This window comes from Hungatella sp., from assembly GCF_046966825.1.
In genome coordinates this window covers 111,727-128,971 of record NZ_JBKVCZ010000002.1, presented here as the reverse complement: position 1 = coordinate 128,971, position 17,245 = coordinate 111,727, and the positions used below count along the sequence as shown (strand labels likewise).

Sequence of the window (17,245 nt, the reverse complement as noted above, 5' to 3'; positions counted from 1 at the left end):
GAGAAGAAGTGGTCATCGGTACATGGCCCTATGATTTCAAGGGCTTTTACGGATACCGTAATTTTACTATCTGTGATCCGGCCGGGAATTACCTGGTGAGAGCCAATTCCGTATGGTTTCTGTTTGACACGGAGCTGGGGCGGCCTGTGAAGGTGAAGGAAGAGAATATCCGGGGATACGGCCGAGGCGACGAGAAGCGCCTGGAGATGGAGTACGCACCGCGAAAGATCACCGTGCCCGCTGAATATGAGGAAGCGGAGTGCGTGACGATCGCAAAACACCACATCGATACGAATCATCATGTGAACAATGCCCAGTATGTGGAGATAGCCAGGGAGGTGCTGCCGTCTGAAATCGAGGTCGGAGAACTCCGGGTGGAATATAAGAAAGCAGCCGTCTGCGGCGATGTGGTTTATCCGCATGTCAGCCGGACGGATGAAGGATACACGGTTTCTCTCTGTGACGAGCAGGGAGCCGCTTATGCAGTGATATGGCTGCGGGGAAAAACGAGAGAGGATGTAAGATGATAGAACTGGGAAAAGTGCAGACCCTGACGGTACAGAGGGTCAAGGAGTTCGGTGTATATGTGGGAGAGGGCGTGGCTTCAGAAGCTTCCGTGCTGCTTCCGAAGAAACAGGTTCCGGAGGGAACGAAGCCGGGCGATGAAATCAGCGTATTTATTTATAAAGACTCGGAGGACCGTCTGATTGCAACCACGGGAATCCCGAAGCTTTCAGTGGGAGAGACCGCGATGCTTCCGGTAAAGGAAGTGGCCAAGATCGGAGCGTTTCTCGATATGGGACTGGAGAAGGATTTGCTTCTGCCGTTCCGGGAACAGACACATAAGGTACGCCAGGGAGAATCGGTTCTGGTGGCACTGTATGTGGATAAGAGCCAGAGGCTGGCGGCCACCATGCGGGTTTACGCTTACATGAGCAGTGAGTCGCCTTATAAGAAGGACGATCAGGTGAATGGAACGATCTACGAGATCAATGAGACTCTGGGGGCCTTTGTGGCAGTTGACAATAAGTACTATGGACTGATTCCGAAGAAGGAGCTCTTTGACGATTACCATGAGGGAGATACGGTTTCGGCCCGTGTTACCAAGGTACGGGAAGACGGCAAGCTGGATTTAAGCCCGAGACAGAAGGCGTACTTACAGATGGATGACGATTCGGTGCGGGTGTTGGAAGTGATCGGAGACCAGTTCGGCGGAGTGCTTCCATTTACGGATAAAGCGGCGCCGGAAGTAATCAAGCGCGAGTTTCAGATGAGCAAGAACGCGTTTAAACGCGCGGTAGGCCACCTTTTAAAAGATGGAAAAGTAAAGATTACCGAGAAAACCATAGAGATATTGAAATAGAGTGGAAAGGAATAACAGGAGGATTGTTTTGGACTCGATAGACTATTATAATAAGTATGCGGCAAAGGTGTTCGAAGAGACAGTGGATCAGGATATGTCGGAGATAAGAACGGAGTTTTTAAATCTGCTGGAGGAAGGGGATACGATCCTTGACCTTGGATGCGGTTCCGGAAGGGACAGCCTGATTTTCTACGAACTGGGATACGATGTGACAGCCATGGACGCATCAGAGGAGATGTGTAAACTGGCGGAGATTCACACAGGGCTGGAAGTACTCAACATGACGTTTGAGGAGATGGATTTCGACAGCGTGTTTGACGGAATCTGGGCCTGCGCTTCCCTGCTTCACGTTCCGGAAAAGGAACTGTCTGCCATTCTTAAAAAGATAGCAAGGGCCTTGAAAGACAGCGGAATTCTTTATATGTCCTTTAAGCTGGGAGACTTTGAGGGCTTCCGGGGAGAGCGGTATTTCTGTGATTACACAGAGGATGCCATGGAGGAAGTGCTGAAAGACAACGACCGGTTTGACGTGGTAAAGATCTGGGAAACCGAGGATGTCCGCTCTGGTCATTCTGACACACGGTGGCTGAATGTCCTGGTCAGAAAACAGTAAATCTTACGAAAATATTAACAAGACAGCGCGAAGAAATTCGGCGCTGTTTTGTCGTTTCCGCCCAAATCCGGCCTGGAGATGCCGCAGGTTAGAGATATTAGACAGAAATGCCCAGCCGGATCTTTCTATATTTTGGCGTTTCAGTCATTTTTTTTATTGAATATACAAATTAGCCAAAAGGCAGATTTGGATTTTGGTTAAATGCCATATGGTAAAGATAAGGCCATTCATGTATGATAAGGTCAGGAAATGAAAAGGACGGCAGCACAAGGGGCTGCGGGGTCCGAGGAAAGAAACAAACACATATTTTTATTCAAAATTAGGAGGATTAAGCGATGGCTAGTTTATCATTGAAGAACATCACAAAGAAATATCCGAACGGATTCGAAGCTGTAAAGGATTTCAATTTGGAGATTGCAGACAGAGAGTTTGTCATTTTCGTAGGACCTTCCGGATGTGGTAAGTCCACAACCCTTCGTATGATCGCTGGTCTGGAAGATATTTCTTCCGGTGAACTTTACATCGATGGCAAATTAATGAACGACGTTGAGCCGAAGGACAGAGATATCGCAATGGTATTCCAGAACTACGCTCTGTATCCACATATGACCGTTTACGATAACATGGCATTCGGTCTGAAACTGAGAAAGACACCAAAGGACGAGATCGACAAGTTGGTTCATGAAGCAGCAAGAATCCTTGACCTTGAGCATTTATTAGACAGAAAGCCGAAGGCATTATCCGGTGGACAGAGACAGCGAGTTGCTATGGGACGTGCTATCGTACGTAATCCTAAAGTCTTCTTAATGGACGAACCGTTATCCAACCTGGATGCAAAGCTGAGAGGCCAGATGCGTATTGAGATTTCCAAATTACATCAGAGACTGCAGGCAACCATCATCTACGTTACACATGACCAGACAGAGGCTATGACACTTGGTACCAGAATCGTAGTTATGAAGGACGGCGTTGTTCAGCAGGTTGATTCTCCTCAGAACTTATACGACAAGCCAGGCAACAAGTTCGTTGCTGGATTTATCGGAGCTCCTCAGATGAACTTAATCGAAGCAACCGTTGCAAAGAGCGGAAGCGACGTTACTCTTACATTCGGCGGACACACCATCGCACTTCCGGAAGGAAAAGCGAAGAAGTTAGAGGGCGCTGGATATGTTGGCAAGACTGTTGTTTTAGGTATCCGTCCGGAAGATTTACATGACGAGGAAGCTTTCCTTGCATCTTCTCCGAACAGCATTATCGATGCAACCATCAGAGTTTACGAGCTTTTAGGTGCTGAAGTTTACTTATACTTCGATGTTGACGATGCAAACTTTACAGCAAGAGTGAATCCTCGTACAACAGCAAGACCTGGCGATACCGTGAAGCTTGCTCTTGACTTAACAAAGATCCATGTATTCGATAAGGACACAGAACTGGTAGTCTTAAACTAAATTTTATGAAAATTTAAGCAGGCGAGTGCTATACTCGCTTGCTTTTTTTTAGTTTTTGCTTTAATATAGAATAAGGGAAAATTTACGATAAGGAGAGTGTGCCATGATTTCGAATCAAATACTTCAAACGACAATTGAAGGATTAAAAGGAATTACGAGAATTGATTTATGCATTTGTGATACGGAAGGAAAGGTATTGGCAACAACATTTCCTGACGCAGAAGACTATGAGAGTTCTATCCTGGCATTTGTGGATTCTCCGGCTGACAGCCAGGTAATTCAGGGATACCAGTTTTTCAAGGTTTTTGATGAGCACCAGTTAGAATATATTCTTCTTGCCAAGGGAGGCAGTGACGACGTATATATGGTTGGCAAACTTGCCGCCTTTCAGATTCAGAGTCTTCTGGTTGCTTATAAGGAGCGTTTTGATAAGGATAACTTCATTAAGAATCTGCTTCTGGACAACCTGCTTCTGGTGGATATCTACAACCGCGCCAAGAAGCTTCATATTGAGACAAACATCAAGCGTGTCGTATTTATCATTGAGACACAGCACGAGAAGGATGTCAACGCATTAGAGACAGTCCGCAACTTATTTGCTGCCAAGACGAAGGATTTCGTTACCGCGGTAGACGAGAAGAACATCATTCTGGTCAAGGAAGTCCGGGACGGTGAGACGTATGAGGAGCTGGAGAAGACGGCAAACACCATTCTGGACATGCTGAACACAGAAGCCATGACCCAGGTTCATGTGGCCTTCGGTACGATCGTTGGAGAAATCAAAGAAGTATCCAGATCCTACAAGGAAGCCAAGATGGCGATGGATGTAGGCAAGATTTTCTACAGCAACAAGAATGTAGTCGCATACAGCAAACTGGGTATCGGACGACTGATCTATCAGCTTCCGCTTCCGTTATGCCGTATGTTCATCAAAGAAATCTTCGACGGCAAATCCCCTGACGAGTTCGACGAAGAGACACTCACCACGATCAACAAGTTCTTCGAGAACAGCTTAAACGTATCCGAGACATCGAGACAGTTATATATTCACAGAAATACGCTTGTATACAGGCTGGATAAGTTACAGAAGAGCACAGGGCTTGATTTGAGAGTATTTGAGGATGCAATTACGTTCAAGATAGCCTTAATGGTTGTCAAGTACATGAAGTACATGGAGAACCAGGACTATTAGTAAGGCATGAGCAGTGCGAAAAGAGACAGTAAGAAATCAGCGTTGTACTGGCACAAAAGCGGATTTCCTGCTGGCTCTTTTCATAGGGCGAAGCCCGGAAACCGAGACAGCGTGCCCCGCTTCATCGGGTATGAAGCGAAGCGGAATCGAGGTTTGCACTGCGGGGTAGTGGGACGCGACAAAGGAAATTAAAAGACTTCAGAGGATAAAGATGATCGAACTGTGGAATGTAAATAAAACATACGAAACCGGAAACAAGGCTCTGCGTAACATCAACATCACAGTTGAGGACGGGGAGTTCGTTTTCATCATCGGCCGGAGCGGCTCTGGAAAATCTACGCTTTTAAAGCTCCTTTTAAAAGAGGTGGAACCGACGTCCGGCAAGATTATTGTTAACGATATGAACCTAGGGAAGATGCCCAGGCGCTACATTCCAAAATACCGCAGGAGGCTGGGCATGATATTCCAGGACTTCCGGCTGTTAAAGGACCGCAATGTCTATGAGAATGTGGCATTTGCGCAGCGTGTCATCGGCGCTTCCGCAAGGAGCATCAGAGAAGCGGTTCCAACCATGCTGACCATGGTGGGGCTCTCTTCGAAATACAAATTTTATCCGCAGCAGCTGTCAGGAGGCGAACAGCAGCGAGTTGCGATTGCAAGGGCACTGATTAACCGCCCGGAGATACTTTTAGCCGACGAGCCTACGGGCAATTTAGATGGCCACAACTCTATGGAGATCATGAAGCTGTTAGATGAGATCAACAAAAGAGGGACCACGGTAATCGTAGTTACCCACAGCCATGAAATCGTAGACCGCATGAAGAGGCGGGTTATCACCATGGATCGTGGAACCATCGTAAGCGACGAGAAAAAGGGCGGATATACACATGAGGATTAGTACATTTTGGTATTGCCTGAAACAGGGCGTAAATAATATATGCAGAAATATTCTGTTTTCGCTTGCTTCGATCGCGACGATTTCTGCGTGTATTTTTTTGTTTTGCCTGTTCTTTTCCATCGTAGTCAATGTGCAGTATGTGGTTAAGAATACGGAAAGCACGGTGGGAATCACCGTATTTTTTAATGAAGGTACAACGGATGAGACAATTGCCCAGTTCGGCGAGACTTTGAAAGCGAGACCGGAAGTAAAAGAGATCAAGTTCAAGTCGGCCGAGGAAGCATGGGAAGAGATAAAAGGTGATTATTTCGGAGAGGATAAGATGGATTTGGCGGAAGGCTTCCGTGACGACAATCCGCTTGCCAACTCTGCTTCTTACGATATTTTCCTGAATGATCTGGAAAATCAGGAAGAATTTGTTGCCTGGCTGAAGAGTCAGGACATTATCAGAAGGGTGAACTATTCCAGCACTGCGGCGGAAGGAATTACCAGCATTAATAAGGTAATTGGCGTTCTGTCCGTGATGATTATCGGTGTTCTCCTGGCGGTTGCCATTTTCCTGATCAGCAATACGATCTCGGTTGCGGCTGCATTCCGGAAGCATGAGAACGAAATTATGAAATTAATCGGAGCCACGAACTATATGATTCGTGCGCCGTTTGTAGTAGAAGGGGTGCTTTTGGGAATCTTCGGAGCTTTGATTCCCCTCGTCGCCATCTATTATCTTTACCGGAACGCGGTGGGATATGTGGTGGAGAAGTTCAGCATCCTGTCCGGCCTGTTCCAGTTTCTGCCGGTTGAGCAGATATTCCCGTATATGGCGGGAACCGCGCTGGCGCTGGGCGTCGGAATCGGATTTTTTGTAAGTTTCTTTACAATTCGTAAACATTTAAAGGTATAAGGGGAACTGCATATGAAATACAGAAAACGGATAGAGGCGGCCGTCATGACCGCAGTCCTTACCGTATCCTGTATATTTCCTTCCTATGGTACAAAGACTGATGTAGATGCGGCCAGAGAGAGCAAGTCAAATCTGGAAAACGAAAAGAAAGAAATAGAGAAGACGATTGAAAAACTGGAAGTGTTGAAATCTGACACCGCATCTTATGTAAATCAATTGGATGCGGAACTGAATTCCTTAAACAAGCAGGTAACCGCCCTTAATTCCCGCGTTGCGGCGAAGGAAGCGGAGATCGAGGAGGCGGAGGCAGAGCTGGCCGCCTCGAAGGAAGATGAGAGACGTCAGTATGAAAGCATGAAGCTTAGAATCCAATATATGTATGAAAAGGGTGAGACCAGTTATTTAGACTTGTTGTTTAAGTCGGCCGATCTCACCCAGCTTTTTAATCGTGCGGAATATATCAGTCAGATTGCGGCATATGATAGAAAAATGCTGGATCAGTATGAAGCGGCCAGTGAAGAGGTGGCTGCCAGAGAGGCAGACCTAAAGGCAGAACACGAGGAGCTGGTAGCGCTTAAGACTAATACGGAAGAAAAGCAGAAGGACGCCGAGCGTCTGATGAATGAAAAGACAGCGGAACTGAAATCCTATAACAGTAAGATTGCAGCCAGCGAGGGAAGTCTCTCGGATTTGGAAAAAGACATCGCTGCGCAGGAAGACAAAATTAAGGCTATTGAGGCTGAACTTAAACGAAAAGAAGAGGAAGCGAAGAAGGCCGCATTAGAGGCAGGGAAGAAGTATAATACCGTTAGTATTGGGAATATTAACTTCATATGGCCATGTCCGGCCAGCAGCAGGATCACCTCCTCGTTTGGAGACCGGGAATCTCCGACGGAAGGCGCGTCGTCCAGCCATCAGGGCATCGATATCGGCGCATCCACGGGCAGCAGCATTCTGGCGGCGGCTTCAGGTACCGTAACCATATCTACATACAGTTATTCTGCCGGCAACTATATCATGATCAATCATGGAGGAGGTGTCTCCACCGTTTACATGCACTGTTCGGAACTTCTCGTTTCTGCAGGGCAGGAGGTGACACAGGGGCAGGTAATTGCTAAGGTGGGCTCAACAGGTTATTCTACCGGCCCCCACCTTCATTTTGGCATCCGGGTGAATGGAAGTTACGTTAATCCCATAAACTATGTAAGTCCATAACCCGAAAGACAAGGAGAATAACATTGGAAAACAAAAATAAATTTTGGAAAGGCGCCCTGGTCGGCGCACTTCTGACAGCATTTGCAGGATTGATCATCGTGGGCATGTCCCTCGGAATATTTCTGATTGGGAGAACCGCTATCGACGGGCCACAGCAGGCGGCCGAATCAAACCAGGCGGAAAACCAGGACGGTTCGCTGGATTTAAACCGGATTACGAAGAAGATCACTACGCTTCAACAGATTATAGATAAATATTATCTCTTCGATGAAGATACCACGAAGGTGGAAGACTGGATCTACAAGGGCATGATGTACGGTTTAAACGATCCGTATACGACGTATTACACCGCTGAGGAGTACCAGAAGTTAAGCGAGGATACGGAGGGCGAGTATCATGGAATCGGTGTCATGATCAGCCAGAACAGAAGCACCGGAATTATTACTGTGATCAAGGTATTTAAGGATACTCCGGCGGCGGAAGCAGGCATGAGGCCGGGCGATGTTCTCTATAAGGTAGGCGACATGGAAGTTACCGGAATGGATATGGATATTCTGGTAAAGGATTATATCAAGGGAAAAGACGGCTCTGAGGTGGCTCTCACTGTCTTCCGGCAGGATGAGGGCGAATACGTCGATTTGAAGATGGAACGCCGCAATGTCACGGTACAGACAGTGGAATACCAGATGCTGGAAGACCATGTGGGGTATATTGCGGTAAGCCAGTTCGATGTAGTGACAGCCGGTCAGTTTAAGGCTGCGGTCGATGATCTGGAGAAACAGGGCATGAAGAAGCTTCTGGTTGATTTAAGGAACAACCCGGGCGGCGTTTTGGATGCTGTGGTGGGTATGCTGGATTATATCCTTCCGGATGATTTAATGATCGAGGGTGATAAGGATCTGGTGCGTACCAACCCGGAAGCGACGCTGCTTGTGTATATGGCCGATAAGAATGGCAAGGGAGGGCAGGAATACGCCTCCGACGGTCATTCTCTCGATATTCCGATGGCTGTTCTGGTCAATGGAGAGTCTGCCAGCGCTTCCGAGGTATTTACGGGAGCCATGAAGGATTACGGCAGGGCGACAGTTGTGGGAACAAAGACATTTGGCAAGGGGATCGTACAGAATCTGATTCCTCTGGACAATGGAACTGCCATCAAGATGACTACGGCTCACTACTATACACCGTCAGGCTTCGATTTACACGGAAAGGGAATCGAACCGGACGTGGAAGTGGAGCTGAAAGAAGAGTTTAAGAATCAGATTACGGTGGATGTGAAGGAAGATAACCAGATTCAGGCGGCTCTGAAGGCGCTGGATAAATAACTGGTTCCAAAATATTGGAAGGCGAAAAAAGGATTAGAATCGAAGGCATGAGAGCCCCGGATTCTGATCCTTTTTTCTTCGTCTTTTTATATTCTTATATTAAGTAACGGAACAGCTGGAAGAGACGGGAGGTAACGGCAAAGATCCATTTCTTTTTCGCAGGGACCGGAATCACCGGAACGTCCGGGTCCGGGACATAGGTGCCGTCTGCCTGAACCACCAGGGAATCGGCCTCCAGATCGTCGATGCAGGCCTTCAGCTGCCGGTTGAACGCTTCTCCGTCGATGACCAGCATGGTCTCCGTATCCACATAGGTGCTTCTCATATCCAGGTTATAGGACCCTACGATAGAGAGGCGGTCGTCCACCAGGATCGATTTCCCGTGGGAAGAGTGATCTCCGAAGTATTCACGGAGTGAAACTCCTGTATCCAGTATTTTTCCGCGGTTTCTCGTGTAATCGGAGGAGGCCATAAAATTGTCGCCTACGGAAGTCGCGTTTAAAAGCATGGTGACCTCCGGTACGGAATCGGTGATTTCCTTCATTCCTTCATACATGTCTTTGCTGAAGACAGCGTATGGAGTGTGGATATAAGCCTGTTTCTCCGCGTGTGCCATCAGGTACTGGACCTGGTACCAGACCCAGGGCTCCTTGGCAAGAATGTGGGTGGGATTGGAGATCAGGGTGGCCTTGTTGATTGCCACGGTCTCCGGTCCGTAGTCGTGACCGGCCAGAACCAGCTCCGGCATGGCTTCTTTCAGGGTTTGGTAATACTCGGCCAGCTCCGCCCTTGCAGCAGGCAGTTTCTTCTTCATGGACGCAGAGGGGGCGTTAAACACGGTTTTGCAGTACCCGGACTGCCACATCGCTTCGAAATATTCGTATGCTTCCGAAAGAACGCTGGAGGACCATGCCTCCTCCTGACCATGCTTCGTGTTATAGATCATCACGTCACGGTCATAGCTTAAATTGCGCAGGTTATACTCTCCAAGGAAGTAATCAAAGGTGTTGCGGCCGCCCAGCAGCAGGAGCTTATCGTCAATGAGCAGATATTTGTCATGCATGCGCCCGTTGATGGTCCACGGCTTCAGCGGGTTGGGAATATTATAAAATTTTATCTCAATGTTCGGATTGGTCCCTGCCGCGTAGAAGATCGGGTTTCCCTGCATATGAAGAGTTCCGTACAATCCGTCCACGAGAATCTGAACCTTTACGCCACGGTCCGCGGCCTCCAGCAGGGAAGAGAAGATATCCCGGCAGCTGGAGCCGTCCCGGATATCGAAGGTGGAGAGCACGATGCGTTTCTCCGCCTGATGGATCATTAAAACGCGGCTTTCCAGGGCATCCATGCTGGTCTCTACGACGCGGGCCCTGTCAACGCTTTCTGTTTCCGAATAAAAAGAGGCTGGTTCAAAGTTATTTTTAAATTCTTCTCCCGTTTTCTTTGTATGTACGAAGGGAAGCAGGGCGCCTGCCGCCAGGTAAAGCAGATAGAGGAGCAGAGCCCATTTTAGGATGACGAAAATACGCCGTTTCATATCATATCAATCCTTTTTTACGGGTAAAGGACACTATTACTGCAATCCGTAGTGTCCTTATATGTAATTATTTGATTTTGCAGTTTTGAAGGGCTGCGACGAAGGCGTGACAGGCGTCTTCTCTCGTGGCCCAGGAAGTGACGAGACGGATCGCACTGGATCCGTTGGTGCCGCGTTCCTGAATGGAAAAGAGAAAATCCGCGCTTAAGGCTTCGATGACCGCATCCGGAAGGAGGGGGAACAGCTGGTTTGTCATGGATTCCGAGATAAAGGAGTAACCGCACTGTTCAATCCCTTTTCTTAAGATGGCCGCCATATCGTTGGAATGTGCCGCCATATCGTAGAATAAATGGTTCTGGAACAGTTCTTCGAACTGGATTCCCAGAAGCCATCCTTTTGCCATCATGGCGCCGCGCTGTTTGATCATGAAGCGGTAATCCGGCTTTAATTCGTCTCTGCAGATGATGAGCGCCTCGCCGAACAGTGCGCCGGCCTTGGTGCCGCCTATGTAAAATACATCTACCAGCTCTGCAATATCACGAAGGGTCAGGTCATTGACCGGGCTTGTGAGTGCCGCTCCCATGCGGGCTCCATCCAGGAAAAGATAGAGATCATTCTGGCGGCAGATATGGTGCAGGGCCTCTAAATCGGCTTTTGAATACTGGGTTCCGATCTCCGTGGAGTTGGAGATATAGACCATCTTAGGCTGAACCATGTGCTCATCGGTATGCGTATCCAGCGCCTTTAAAACGTCTGCCGGGGTTAATTTGCCATCCTTAGACGGCATGGCCAGAACTTTATGGCCGGTAGCCTCGATGGCTCCTGTTTCGTGGACATTGATATGGCCCTTGTCTGTGGCGATAACAGCCTGCCACGGGCGAAGCGCGGCGGCGATGGTAATTAAGTTCGTCTGGGTTCCGCCGGTGATAAAATGGACATCCGCATCGTTTCGTCCAATCTCTTCTTTTATTAAGCGGCGCGCATTTTCGCAGTGAATATCGAGTCCGTATCCGCCGTTCTGTGCTAAGTTGCAGTTCATCATCGCTTCCAGGATCTTTGGATGAGCGCCTTCACTGTAATCGTTGTTAAAACTGTACATAAACAGTCCTCCCTGTATCTGATAGTCTGAGACTAATCATATACCAAATGAGGGGGAATTGCAAGGTGGGAGAGGAAAAGTGGAGGGGATAGCCGCCTTTTCTTCTGCATTGAATTTAAAATGGTATTTATGTGTATCTTAGGAAATAATTAATCATTTATCCAATATATATAAACACATTGGTGCCACAAATTCGGTATAATATATATAATTTAAACTGAAAGGAGTGTCATGCTTTGCTTGAAAAAATACTTGTTGTTGATGATGAGAAAGAAATTGCGGATCTGATTGAAGTATATCTCCAAAATGAAAATATGGATGTATATAAGTTTTATTCAGGGGAGGAAGCACTTGTCTGTATTGGGAGTACAGACTTTGACCTGGCTATATTGGATATCATGCTTCCGGATATCAGCGGGCTTTCGATATGTCAGTCCATACGAAGTAAGGAGTACACATATCCGGTAATCATGCTTACTGCAAAGGATGGAGAGACGGATAAAATTACCGGGCTTACGCTTGGTGCAGATGATTATATTACAAAACCGTTTCTGCCTCTTGAGCTTGTGGCAAGGGTAAAGGCCCAGCTTCGCCGTTACAAGAAATACAATGTGGGGTCGGCGGTTCCGGCAGCGGATGAAATCTTTAAATATGCCGGATTGACGATGAACATTAAGACATATGAATGCCGGCTTAATGGAGAGACGCTGTCATTGACTCCTACAGAATTTTCCATACTAAGGATTCTTTTAGAGCGAAGATGCAGTGTCGTCAGTGCCGAAGAATTATTTCATGAAATCTGGCAGGAAGAATACTATACCAAGAGTAACAATACGATTACTGTACACATCCGCCATCTTCGTGAGAAGATGAAGGATACCGGGGAAAATCCCAGATATATAAAAACGGTATGGGGGGTTGGATATAAAATTGGTGAAATTTAAAAAAGCAGAGTACAACTATTCAAAGCTCGGCCGTATTACGTTTATCCGGGGATTATGGATTACAGTGGGGGCAGTTGCTGCAGTCTTTGCACTGCGGCTGCTGACACGCGGACACCTGGCAGATGCGATTGTTGAGTGGATTGCACGCATTCTTTCAATCAGTGAGAATGAAGCTGATCTGATATATTTCCAGATGGTGACTGCTAATATGCAGTTTATTCTTGCGTTGGTCATAATCATATTTGTTTTTTTGTTGTTCCATATGCTGTTGGATACATATAAAAGATATTTTGATGAGGTAGTAACAGGGATTGACAAGCTTATGGAAGAAAGGGCAGCCATTTCCCTGTCTCCGGAGTTGGAGAGTGTGGAGCACAAACTGTCTGATGTAAAGCGGACGCTTGCAGAACGGGCGGATAAGGCCAAGAGGGCAGAGCAGCAGAAGAATGATCTTGTGGTATATCTGGCTCATGATATCAAGACCCCACTTACTTCTGTAATCGGATATCTCAGCCTTTTGGATGAAACACCGGATATGCCCGATGAGGAGAAAGCAAAATATATCCACACTGCATGGGAAAAGGCGAACCGGCTCAGGACTCTGGTTAATGAATTTTTCGAGATTACCCGCAGTCACTCAGAATCTCTTCCGCTCCAAAAGACAAAGGTTGATCTTTACTATATGATTGCACAGATTTCAGATGAATTGTATCCGCAGTTAAATGCATGTGGAAAAATTATAGAGAATCATGTAGATGAGGATATATCTGTATATGGAGATTCGGATAAGCTGGCCAGAGTATTTAATAATATCCTGAAAAATGCCATCTCTTATAGTGAGGAAAACAGCGTTATCAAAGTATCAGCCAGAGAGCTTTCAGAATGGACTGTGATTCAATTTGAAAATGACGGGGAAATTCCGGAGGATAAGCTCAATGTGATTTTTGATAAATTCTGCCGTTTAAGCAATGCGAGATTAAGCGAAACTGGAGGCTCCGGCCTCGGACTTGCCATTGCAAAAAATATTATTGTACTGCATGGTGGACAGATAAAGGCTGAAAGCAGTAATGGACACACTTCTTTCATCATTGAAATCCCATCAGCATCATCCAAAATCTCTGTCACAGCATCTTAGCGATTTTAATACATTTACCATTTCAATCGACCTGATAGAACAGGCGGGGAATCAGACGATTATGTAATGTCAAGTACAGATTATTTGCTGTAAATGCCAAGTCAGCCCAGACTGTCACGGCAGAAGCGAAAAGACGTTATATAATAGGGCTTTTCGGGCACGGAAATCAAGCGGCAAGATTGTACTTTTCCCACATAAACAGCGTCCTATCGCATACATGGCCACAGCACCCGCAACAAGACCGGGTGCTGTGGCCCATGTACAGCTGACTAATCTCCATCATTATGTGGACGCTTTTTGGGATTCTTTTTATCATTGTATTTTTTCATAATAACCATTTTTAGTAAGCCAACGACAATCAAAACCGCGGCAATGATAATCCACCAGTATTGCTCCATAACCTACTTCACCTCCTTTCAGTTGTATTAAATCATCTGCCCCGTTCTATGCAGAATGGAGAAGTTCATTATCCTGCCAGCTTCTGAAACAGACGTTTTGTAAGGAAATAATACCAGATTAAAGCTGCCGCCAAAGCCATGAGAAAATAAAGAACCGCCTCATTCTGCACAGCTTTAGCTGCCCAGAATGATGGAAGGAAGCCAACAGCATACTGGCAGTAACTATCAATCAAGAATGGGGCTGGTATTCCTAGTAATGTAAGTGCAGCCAGTTTTGTAACTGCCATTCCCTCCAGTTTATTAGCGGAAAGGGTAATGATCATCAGAGCTACCATAATAGCCTGGACCGCCCCTAAAACGGACAAGCCTAAAACCATGATGACGGACCATCTTTCCAATGAAAAGATTACCATCACAATAAATGTAACAACCGTTGACAGAATTGCAGGTATTCCAAGCCTTGAAAAAATATATCCTGATTTTCCAAGCGGAGTTATTGAAAAATACCTGGAAACTTTATCATCAATTTCTTCTAAGGTAATCATGGCAAAAGCAAAACAAAGAAGCACTGGTGCCATGATAGAAAGGAATAAGTCAAACATCGGATAATAGGGCTGTAAAGAAAATTTTGAAGCTTTTTCTATCAATGGGATTCCAAATTTAATAAGGGCGCCAACCAGAAACGGGGTGAAACAAGCTGCAAGCATCATGGGATCCTTTTTTATCTGTTGGAATACCTGCCCTATGCTGTTAAATACTTTTTTCATATCTTCACACCTCCAATACTCCGCCACATTTTTGATACCATCTTATGTGCTGCCGGATATAACACAAAATTTGCCGCAAGAACCAGAACCAAATCCAGAAACGGGTTCTGGCTGTACCCTGTTATTAAATTCATGCAGGCCATAAATGGAAAGAACCGTAAAATTTTCGGCAGGTCTGTAAATAATCCTGCAATGGGGGGAACAAAGCATAAAATCTCAATGGGCATAATTACAATTAAAAATTGATTCAGGTTCGCAATCTTCGTGGCAGCCATGATACCGAGCATAGTAAAAATCGATGATGTTAATGCTGTCCCGATTATGATACCTGATAGGTTCCTATTTCCTGCCGCAATTCCCAGTATCAATGCGACTACACAGGATATAAACATCAGTGAAAATACCTTGGCAAGGATGTACTCGGATACTTTTGCCGGCGATATGGCAATCGCATGGAGTACCTTTTGACTTTTTTCAAGTAAAACAATCGCTCCCATGAAGAACAGCCCCATGGCCGCCGGATCGGAATAAATCATAATTGCGACTGCATTGTGTTTCCAGTTATCCGGTAAAGCTGTAATGCCGAAGACATAAATCACCGTCAAAACAAAATAAATAAAGTAAAAGCCATATTTCCATTGGAAGTGGATATCGCCGCAGACTAATCTTCTTAATTTCATTGCAGCGTCCTCCCTGTTATATCCACGAAAATATCATTTAATGTCGGCTCACTGCTGTGGACAGAGCGAAGATTATTGCTTCGGATTAGTTCATTTAGCTGTTTATCATCCGCAGTTTGTGTAAGCATGCATTCACCCGTCTTTTCTCCATTTTCAAAATAAGAGTACCGGATTTTAGCAGCGCCTCTTGACATGATAAGATTATGTGGGGTATCCAGGGCGCTGACCTTTCCTGATACGATAAAAGCAACCTGATCGCACAGTTCAGTTGCGTCAAACATATTGTGTGTGGTAATAATAATCGTCTTCCCGCGTTTTTTCTCGGCAAGGATAATATCTTTCATGAGCCTGCTGTTGGTAGGATCAAGGCCGCTGGTGGGTTCATCAAGAAAAAGAATATCCGGATTGTGGACCAGGGCTTTTATAAAGTTCAGCCTGGAACGCATACCTTTTGAAAAATCGGATACCTTTTTATCACCGTCATTTTCCAGCCCCACCATTCTTAAAAGTTCTTCAGTGGAACGGAGCGGCCGGTCATACAGGGAACCAAAGTAGTTCAGATTTTCGCGTGCGGTGAATTTCTCATAACAGGTGGAAAACTCAAAATCAACGCCGATACGCTCGTAAAATCTGTTAGTCCTTTCGCGGATTTCCGTTCCAGCTACTTTGACACTCCCTTTATATCTTGTGTTAAGACCGGTCAGGACTTTCTGTATGGTTGATTTACCGGCGCCTGAGGGCCCCAGAAAACCGAAGATTTCCCCCCGTCCTACGTGAAAACTCACATTTTCGACAAAAGGTTTGTTTGTGTAGCTGAAACATAACTTGTTGACTTCAATCATTTTTACTTCCTCCTTTTTTGAATATATGACGATTAATAAAATATAGTCATATGAAGATTAAAAAAATGTTTGGCTACCTGTCAGCCAAATAACCAAACAAGTGCTGCTATTTCTTAACAACCTGTTCCACGATACCATCAACTAAAAGTGTTTGTATCTGTTCTAATTCTTCATCTTCCCTGAACTGCTCCAGGCAGGTCAACACAGAATATAGAGATTTAATCAATACAGTATGAGGAACGGTAAACTGTACTCCCATTTGCTGCAACATTTCCAATATGCGGATATCATTGTACATATGGTTACTGAAAATATCAGGGGACAACTTTCGCTGCAGATAATCCATTATGGATAAATCAATCTGCGACAGGATGGGAGAAGTAATGATTCCGGTAAGACTCATCATAATGACGTCTTTGGTTAAAGCCTTTTGCGTAGGATAATGCTTCTTCTTCACCACTGTTTCAATATTTTCAAAAAGTTTCTGCTGTAATTGAAAGTTGATTTCGATATACAGGTGTTCCTTGCTGGGATAAAACGCATAAAAGGAGCCTTTGGAAATATTGGCGGCAACAGCTAAATCATCAACAGTCACTTTCTTTAATCCATGCAGGGAAAAAAGTTTTTCGCCTTCGGCCAGTAGTTTATCACTAATAAATGCTTTTTCCTTTTCAGTAAAGCGTGGCACTTTTATCACCTCCTTATGACTAAATATTTAATATAGTCATATAGAATATACCACTTATGGCCCGCATTGTCAATTATTATCTAAAGTAATTGAAAAAAAATGCCGCAGTACCCTAGCGATTTCCTGAAAAAAAGCGCATTGTGTGATAAGCCCGGTAAAAAATAAGATGATATAATGTGAACATCAAATACAGGAGGTAC

18 protein-coding genes are annotated in these 17,245 nt (G+C 45.6%); 11 read left to right on the top strand and 7 right to left on the bottom strand.

Annotated features, from left to right (window positions below; all coding sequences use genetic code 11):
- The 9 genes from ACLTD4_RS01515 to ACLTD4_RS01475 all read left to right on the top strand — a co-directional run.
- Positions 1-527: acyl-[acyl-carrier-protein] thioesterase (locus tag ACLTD4_RS01515; protein ID WP_412331080.1), on the top strand; the 527-nt coding region annotated here is incomplete at its 5' end.
- Positions 524-1,363, top strand: coding sequence for a S1 RNA-binding domain-containing protein (locus ACLTD4_RS01510; RefSeq protein WP_117623119.1), 840 nt, complete (start codon positions 524-526; stop codon positions 1,361-1,363). The genes ACLTD4_RS01515 and ACLTD4_RS01510, both read left to right, overlap by 4 nt.
- A gap of 28 nt (positions 1,364-1,391) precedes the next feature.
- The gene (locus ACLTD4_RS01505; RefSeq protein WP_002602297.1) at positions 1,392-1,976 is read left to right on the top strand and encodes a class I SAM-dependent methyltransferase; all 585 of its coding nucleotides are present in this window, start codon (positions 1,392-1,394) and stop codon (positions 1,974-1,976) included.
- A 335-nt stretch (positions 1,977-2,311) separates the two neighbouring features.
- A complete protein-coding gene (locus ACLTD4_RS01500; protein WP_055654329.1) occupies positions 2,312-3,424 on the top strand; it encodes an ABC transporter ATP-binding protein in 1,113 nt (370 codons plus the stop codon).
- 103 nt (positions 3,425-3,527) lie between these two features.
- Entirely contained in the window at positions 3,528-4,616 is a 1,089-nt protein-coding gene (locus ACLTD4_RS01495) for a PucR family transcriptional regulator (RefSeq protein WP_002602299.1), read from the top strand.
- A gap of 211 nt (positions 4,617-4,827) precedes the next feature.
- A complete protein-coding gene (ftsE, locus tag ACLTD4_RS01490) occupies positions 4,828-5,514 on the top strand; it encodes a cell division ATP-binding protein FtsE (RefSeq protein WP_117623118.1) in 687 nt (228 codons plus the stop codon).
- Positions 5,504-6,415: a permease-like cell division protein FtsX gene (gene ftsX, locus ACLTD4_RS01485; RefSeq protein WP_055654328.1), complete on the top strand. Its 912-nt coding sequence runs from the start codon at positions 5,504-5,506 to the stop codon at positions 6,413-6,415. Before ftsE ends, ftsX begins: the two co-directional genes overlap by 11 nt.
- Positions 6,416-6,427: 12 nt before the next feature.
- Complete coding sequence (locus ACLTD4_RS01480; protein ID WP_117623117.1) at positions 6,428-7,630, top strand: murein hydrolase activator EnvC family protein; 1,203 nt, start codon at positions 6,428-6,430, stop codon at positions 7,628-7,630.
- 23 nt (positions 7,631-7,653) lie between these two features.
- The gene (locus tag ACLTD4_RS01475) at positions 7,654-8,955 is read left to right on the top strand and encodes a S41 family peptidase (RefSeq protein ID WP_117623116.1); all 1,302 of its coding nucleotides are present in this window, start codon (positions 7,654-7,656) and stop codon (positions 8,953-8,955) included.
- 94 nt (positions 8,956-9,049) lie between these two features.
- Here the strand turns inward: ACLTD4_RS01475 and ACLTD4_RS01470 are convergent, their stop codons facing one another.
- On the bottom strand, positions 9,050-10,492 hold the full coding sequence (locus ACLTD4_RS01470) for a phospholipase D family protein (RefSeq protein ID WP_117623115.1): 1,443 nt from the start codon (positions 10,490-10,492) through the stop codon (positions 9,050-9,052).
- Between the two features lie 67 nt (positions 10,493-10,559).
- The gene (locus ACLTD4_RS01465) at positions 10,560-11,591 is read right to left on the bottom strand and encodes a threonine aldolase family protein (RefSeq protein ID WP_117623114.1); all 1,032 of its coding nucleotides are present in this window, start codon (positions 11,589-11,591) and stop codon (positions 10,560-10,562) included.
- A 236-nt stretch (positions 11,592-11,827) separates the two neighbouring features.
- On the opposite strand from ACLTD4_RS01465, the gene vanR reads away from it, so the two are divergent.
- Both vanR and ACLTD4_RS01455 read left to right on the top strand, forming a co-directional pair.
- Entirely contained in the window at positions 11,828-12,535 is a 708-nt protein-coding gene (gene vanR, locus ACLTD4_RS01460) for a VanR-ABDEGLN family response regulator transcription factor (protein ID WP_055654318.1), read from the top strand.
- A complete protein-coding gene (locus ACLTD4_RS01455; RefSeq protein WP_117623113.1) occupies positions 12,522-13,670 on the top strand; it encodes a sensor histidine kinase in 1,149 nt (382 codons plus the stop codon). Before vanR ends, ACLTD4_RS01455 begins: the two co-directional genes overlap by 14 nt.
- 269 nt (positions 13,671-13,939) lie before the next feature.
- Here ACLTD4_RS01455 and ACLTD4_RS01450 read toward each other — a convergent pair whose 3' ends face one another.
- From ACLTD4_RS01450 to ACLTD4_RS01430, 5 genes are all read right to left on the bottom strand, one after another.
- The gene (locus ACLTD4_RS01450; RefSeq protein ID WP_263870212.1) at positions 13,940-14,068 is read right to left on the bottom strand and encodes a hypothetical protein; all 129 of its coding nucleotides are present in this window, start codon (positions 14,066-14,068) and stop codon (positions 13,940-13,942) included.
- 68 nt (positions 14,069-14,136) lie between these two features.
- Positions 14,137-14,835, bottom strand: coding sequence for an ABC transporter permease (locus ACLTD4_RS01445; protein WP_117623112.1), 699 nt, complete (start codon positions 14,833-14,835; stop codon positions 14,137-14,139).
- Positions 14,832-15,515, bottom strand: a complete 684-nt coding sequence (locus ACLTD4_RS01440) for an ABC transporter permease (protein WP_117623111.1) — start codon at positions 15,513-15,515, stop codon at positions 14,832-14,834. The genes ACLTD4_RS01445 and ACLTD4_RS01440 overlap by 4 nt, the downstream gene beginning before the upstream one ends.
- Entirely contained in the window at positions 15,512-16,357 is an 846-nt protein-coding gene (locus ACLTD4_RS01435) for an ABC transporter ATP-binding protein (RefSeq protein ID WP_117623110.1), read from the bottom strand. Before ACLTD4_RS01435 ends, ACLTD4_RS01440 begins: the two co-directional genes overlap by 4 nt.
- Positions 16,358-16,463: 106 nt before the next feature.
- Positions 16,464-17,045, bottom strand: coding sequence for a TetR/AcrR family transcriptional regulator (locus ACLTD4_RS01430; protein ID WP_002583499.1), 582 nt, complete (start codon positions 17,043-17,045; stop codon positions 16,464-16,466).
- Between the last annotated feature and the right edge of the window lie 200 nt (positions 17,046-17,245).

What these genes read in the sequence shown, in the direction of transcription:
- ACLTD4_RS01500 (WP_055654329.1), top strand. Translation starts at nt 2,312, where the DNA reads ATGGCTAGTTTATCATTGAAGAACATCACAAAGAAATATCCGAACGGA.
- ACLTD4_RS01440 (WP_117623111.1), bottom strand. Translation starts at nt 15,515, where the DNA reads ATGAAATTAAGAAGATTAGTCTGCGGCGATATCCACTTCCAATGGAAA.
- ACLTD4_RS01435 (WP_117623110.1), bottom strand. Translation starts at nt 16,357, where the DNA reads ATGATTGAAGTCAACAAGTTATGTTTCAGCTACACAAACAAACCTTTT.
- ACLTD4_RS01470 (WP_117623115.1), bottom strand. Translation starts at nt 10,492, where the DNA reads ATGAAACGGCGTATTTTCGTCATCCTAAAATGGGCTCTGCTCCTCTAT.
- ACLTD4_RS01465 (WP_117623114.1), bottom strand. Translation starts at nt 11,591, where the DNA reads ATGTACAGTTTTAACAACGATTACAGTGAAGGCGCTCATCCAAAGATC.
- ACLTD4_RS01450 (WP_263870212.1), bottom strand. Translation starts at nt 14,068, where the DNA reads ATGGAGCAATACTGGTGGATTATCATTGCCGCGGTTTTGATTGTCGTT.
- ftsE (WP_117623118.1), top strand. Translation starts at nt 4,828, where the DNA reads ATGATCGAACTGTGGAATGTAAATAAAACATACGAAACCGGAAACAAG.
- ftsX (WP_055654328.1), top strand. Translation starts at nt 5,504, where the DNA reads ATGAGGATTAGTACATTTTGGTATTGCCTGAAACAGGGCGTAAATAAT.
- ACLTD4_RS01495 (WP_002602299.1), top strand. Translation starts at nt 3,528, where the DNA reads ATGATTTCGAATCAAATACTTCAAACGACAATTGAAGGATTAAAAGGA.
- ACLTD4_RS01510 (WP_117623119.1), top strand. Translation starts at nt 524, where the DNA reads ATGATAGAACTGGGAAAAGTGCAGACCCTGACGGTACAGAGGGTCAAG.
- ACLTD4_RS01445 (WP_117623112.1), bottom strand. Translation starts at nt 14,835, where the DNA reads ATGAAAAAAGTATTTAACAGCATAGGGCAGGTATTCCAACAGATAAAA.
- ACLTD4_RS01480 (WP_117623117.1), top strand. Translation starts at nt 6,428, where the DNA reads ATGAAATACAGAAAACGGATAGAGGCGGCCGTCATGACCGCAGTCCTT.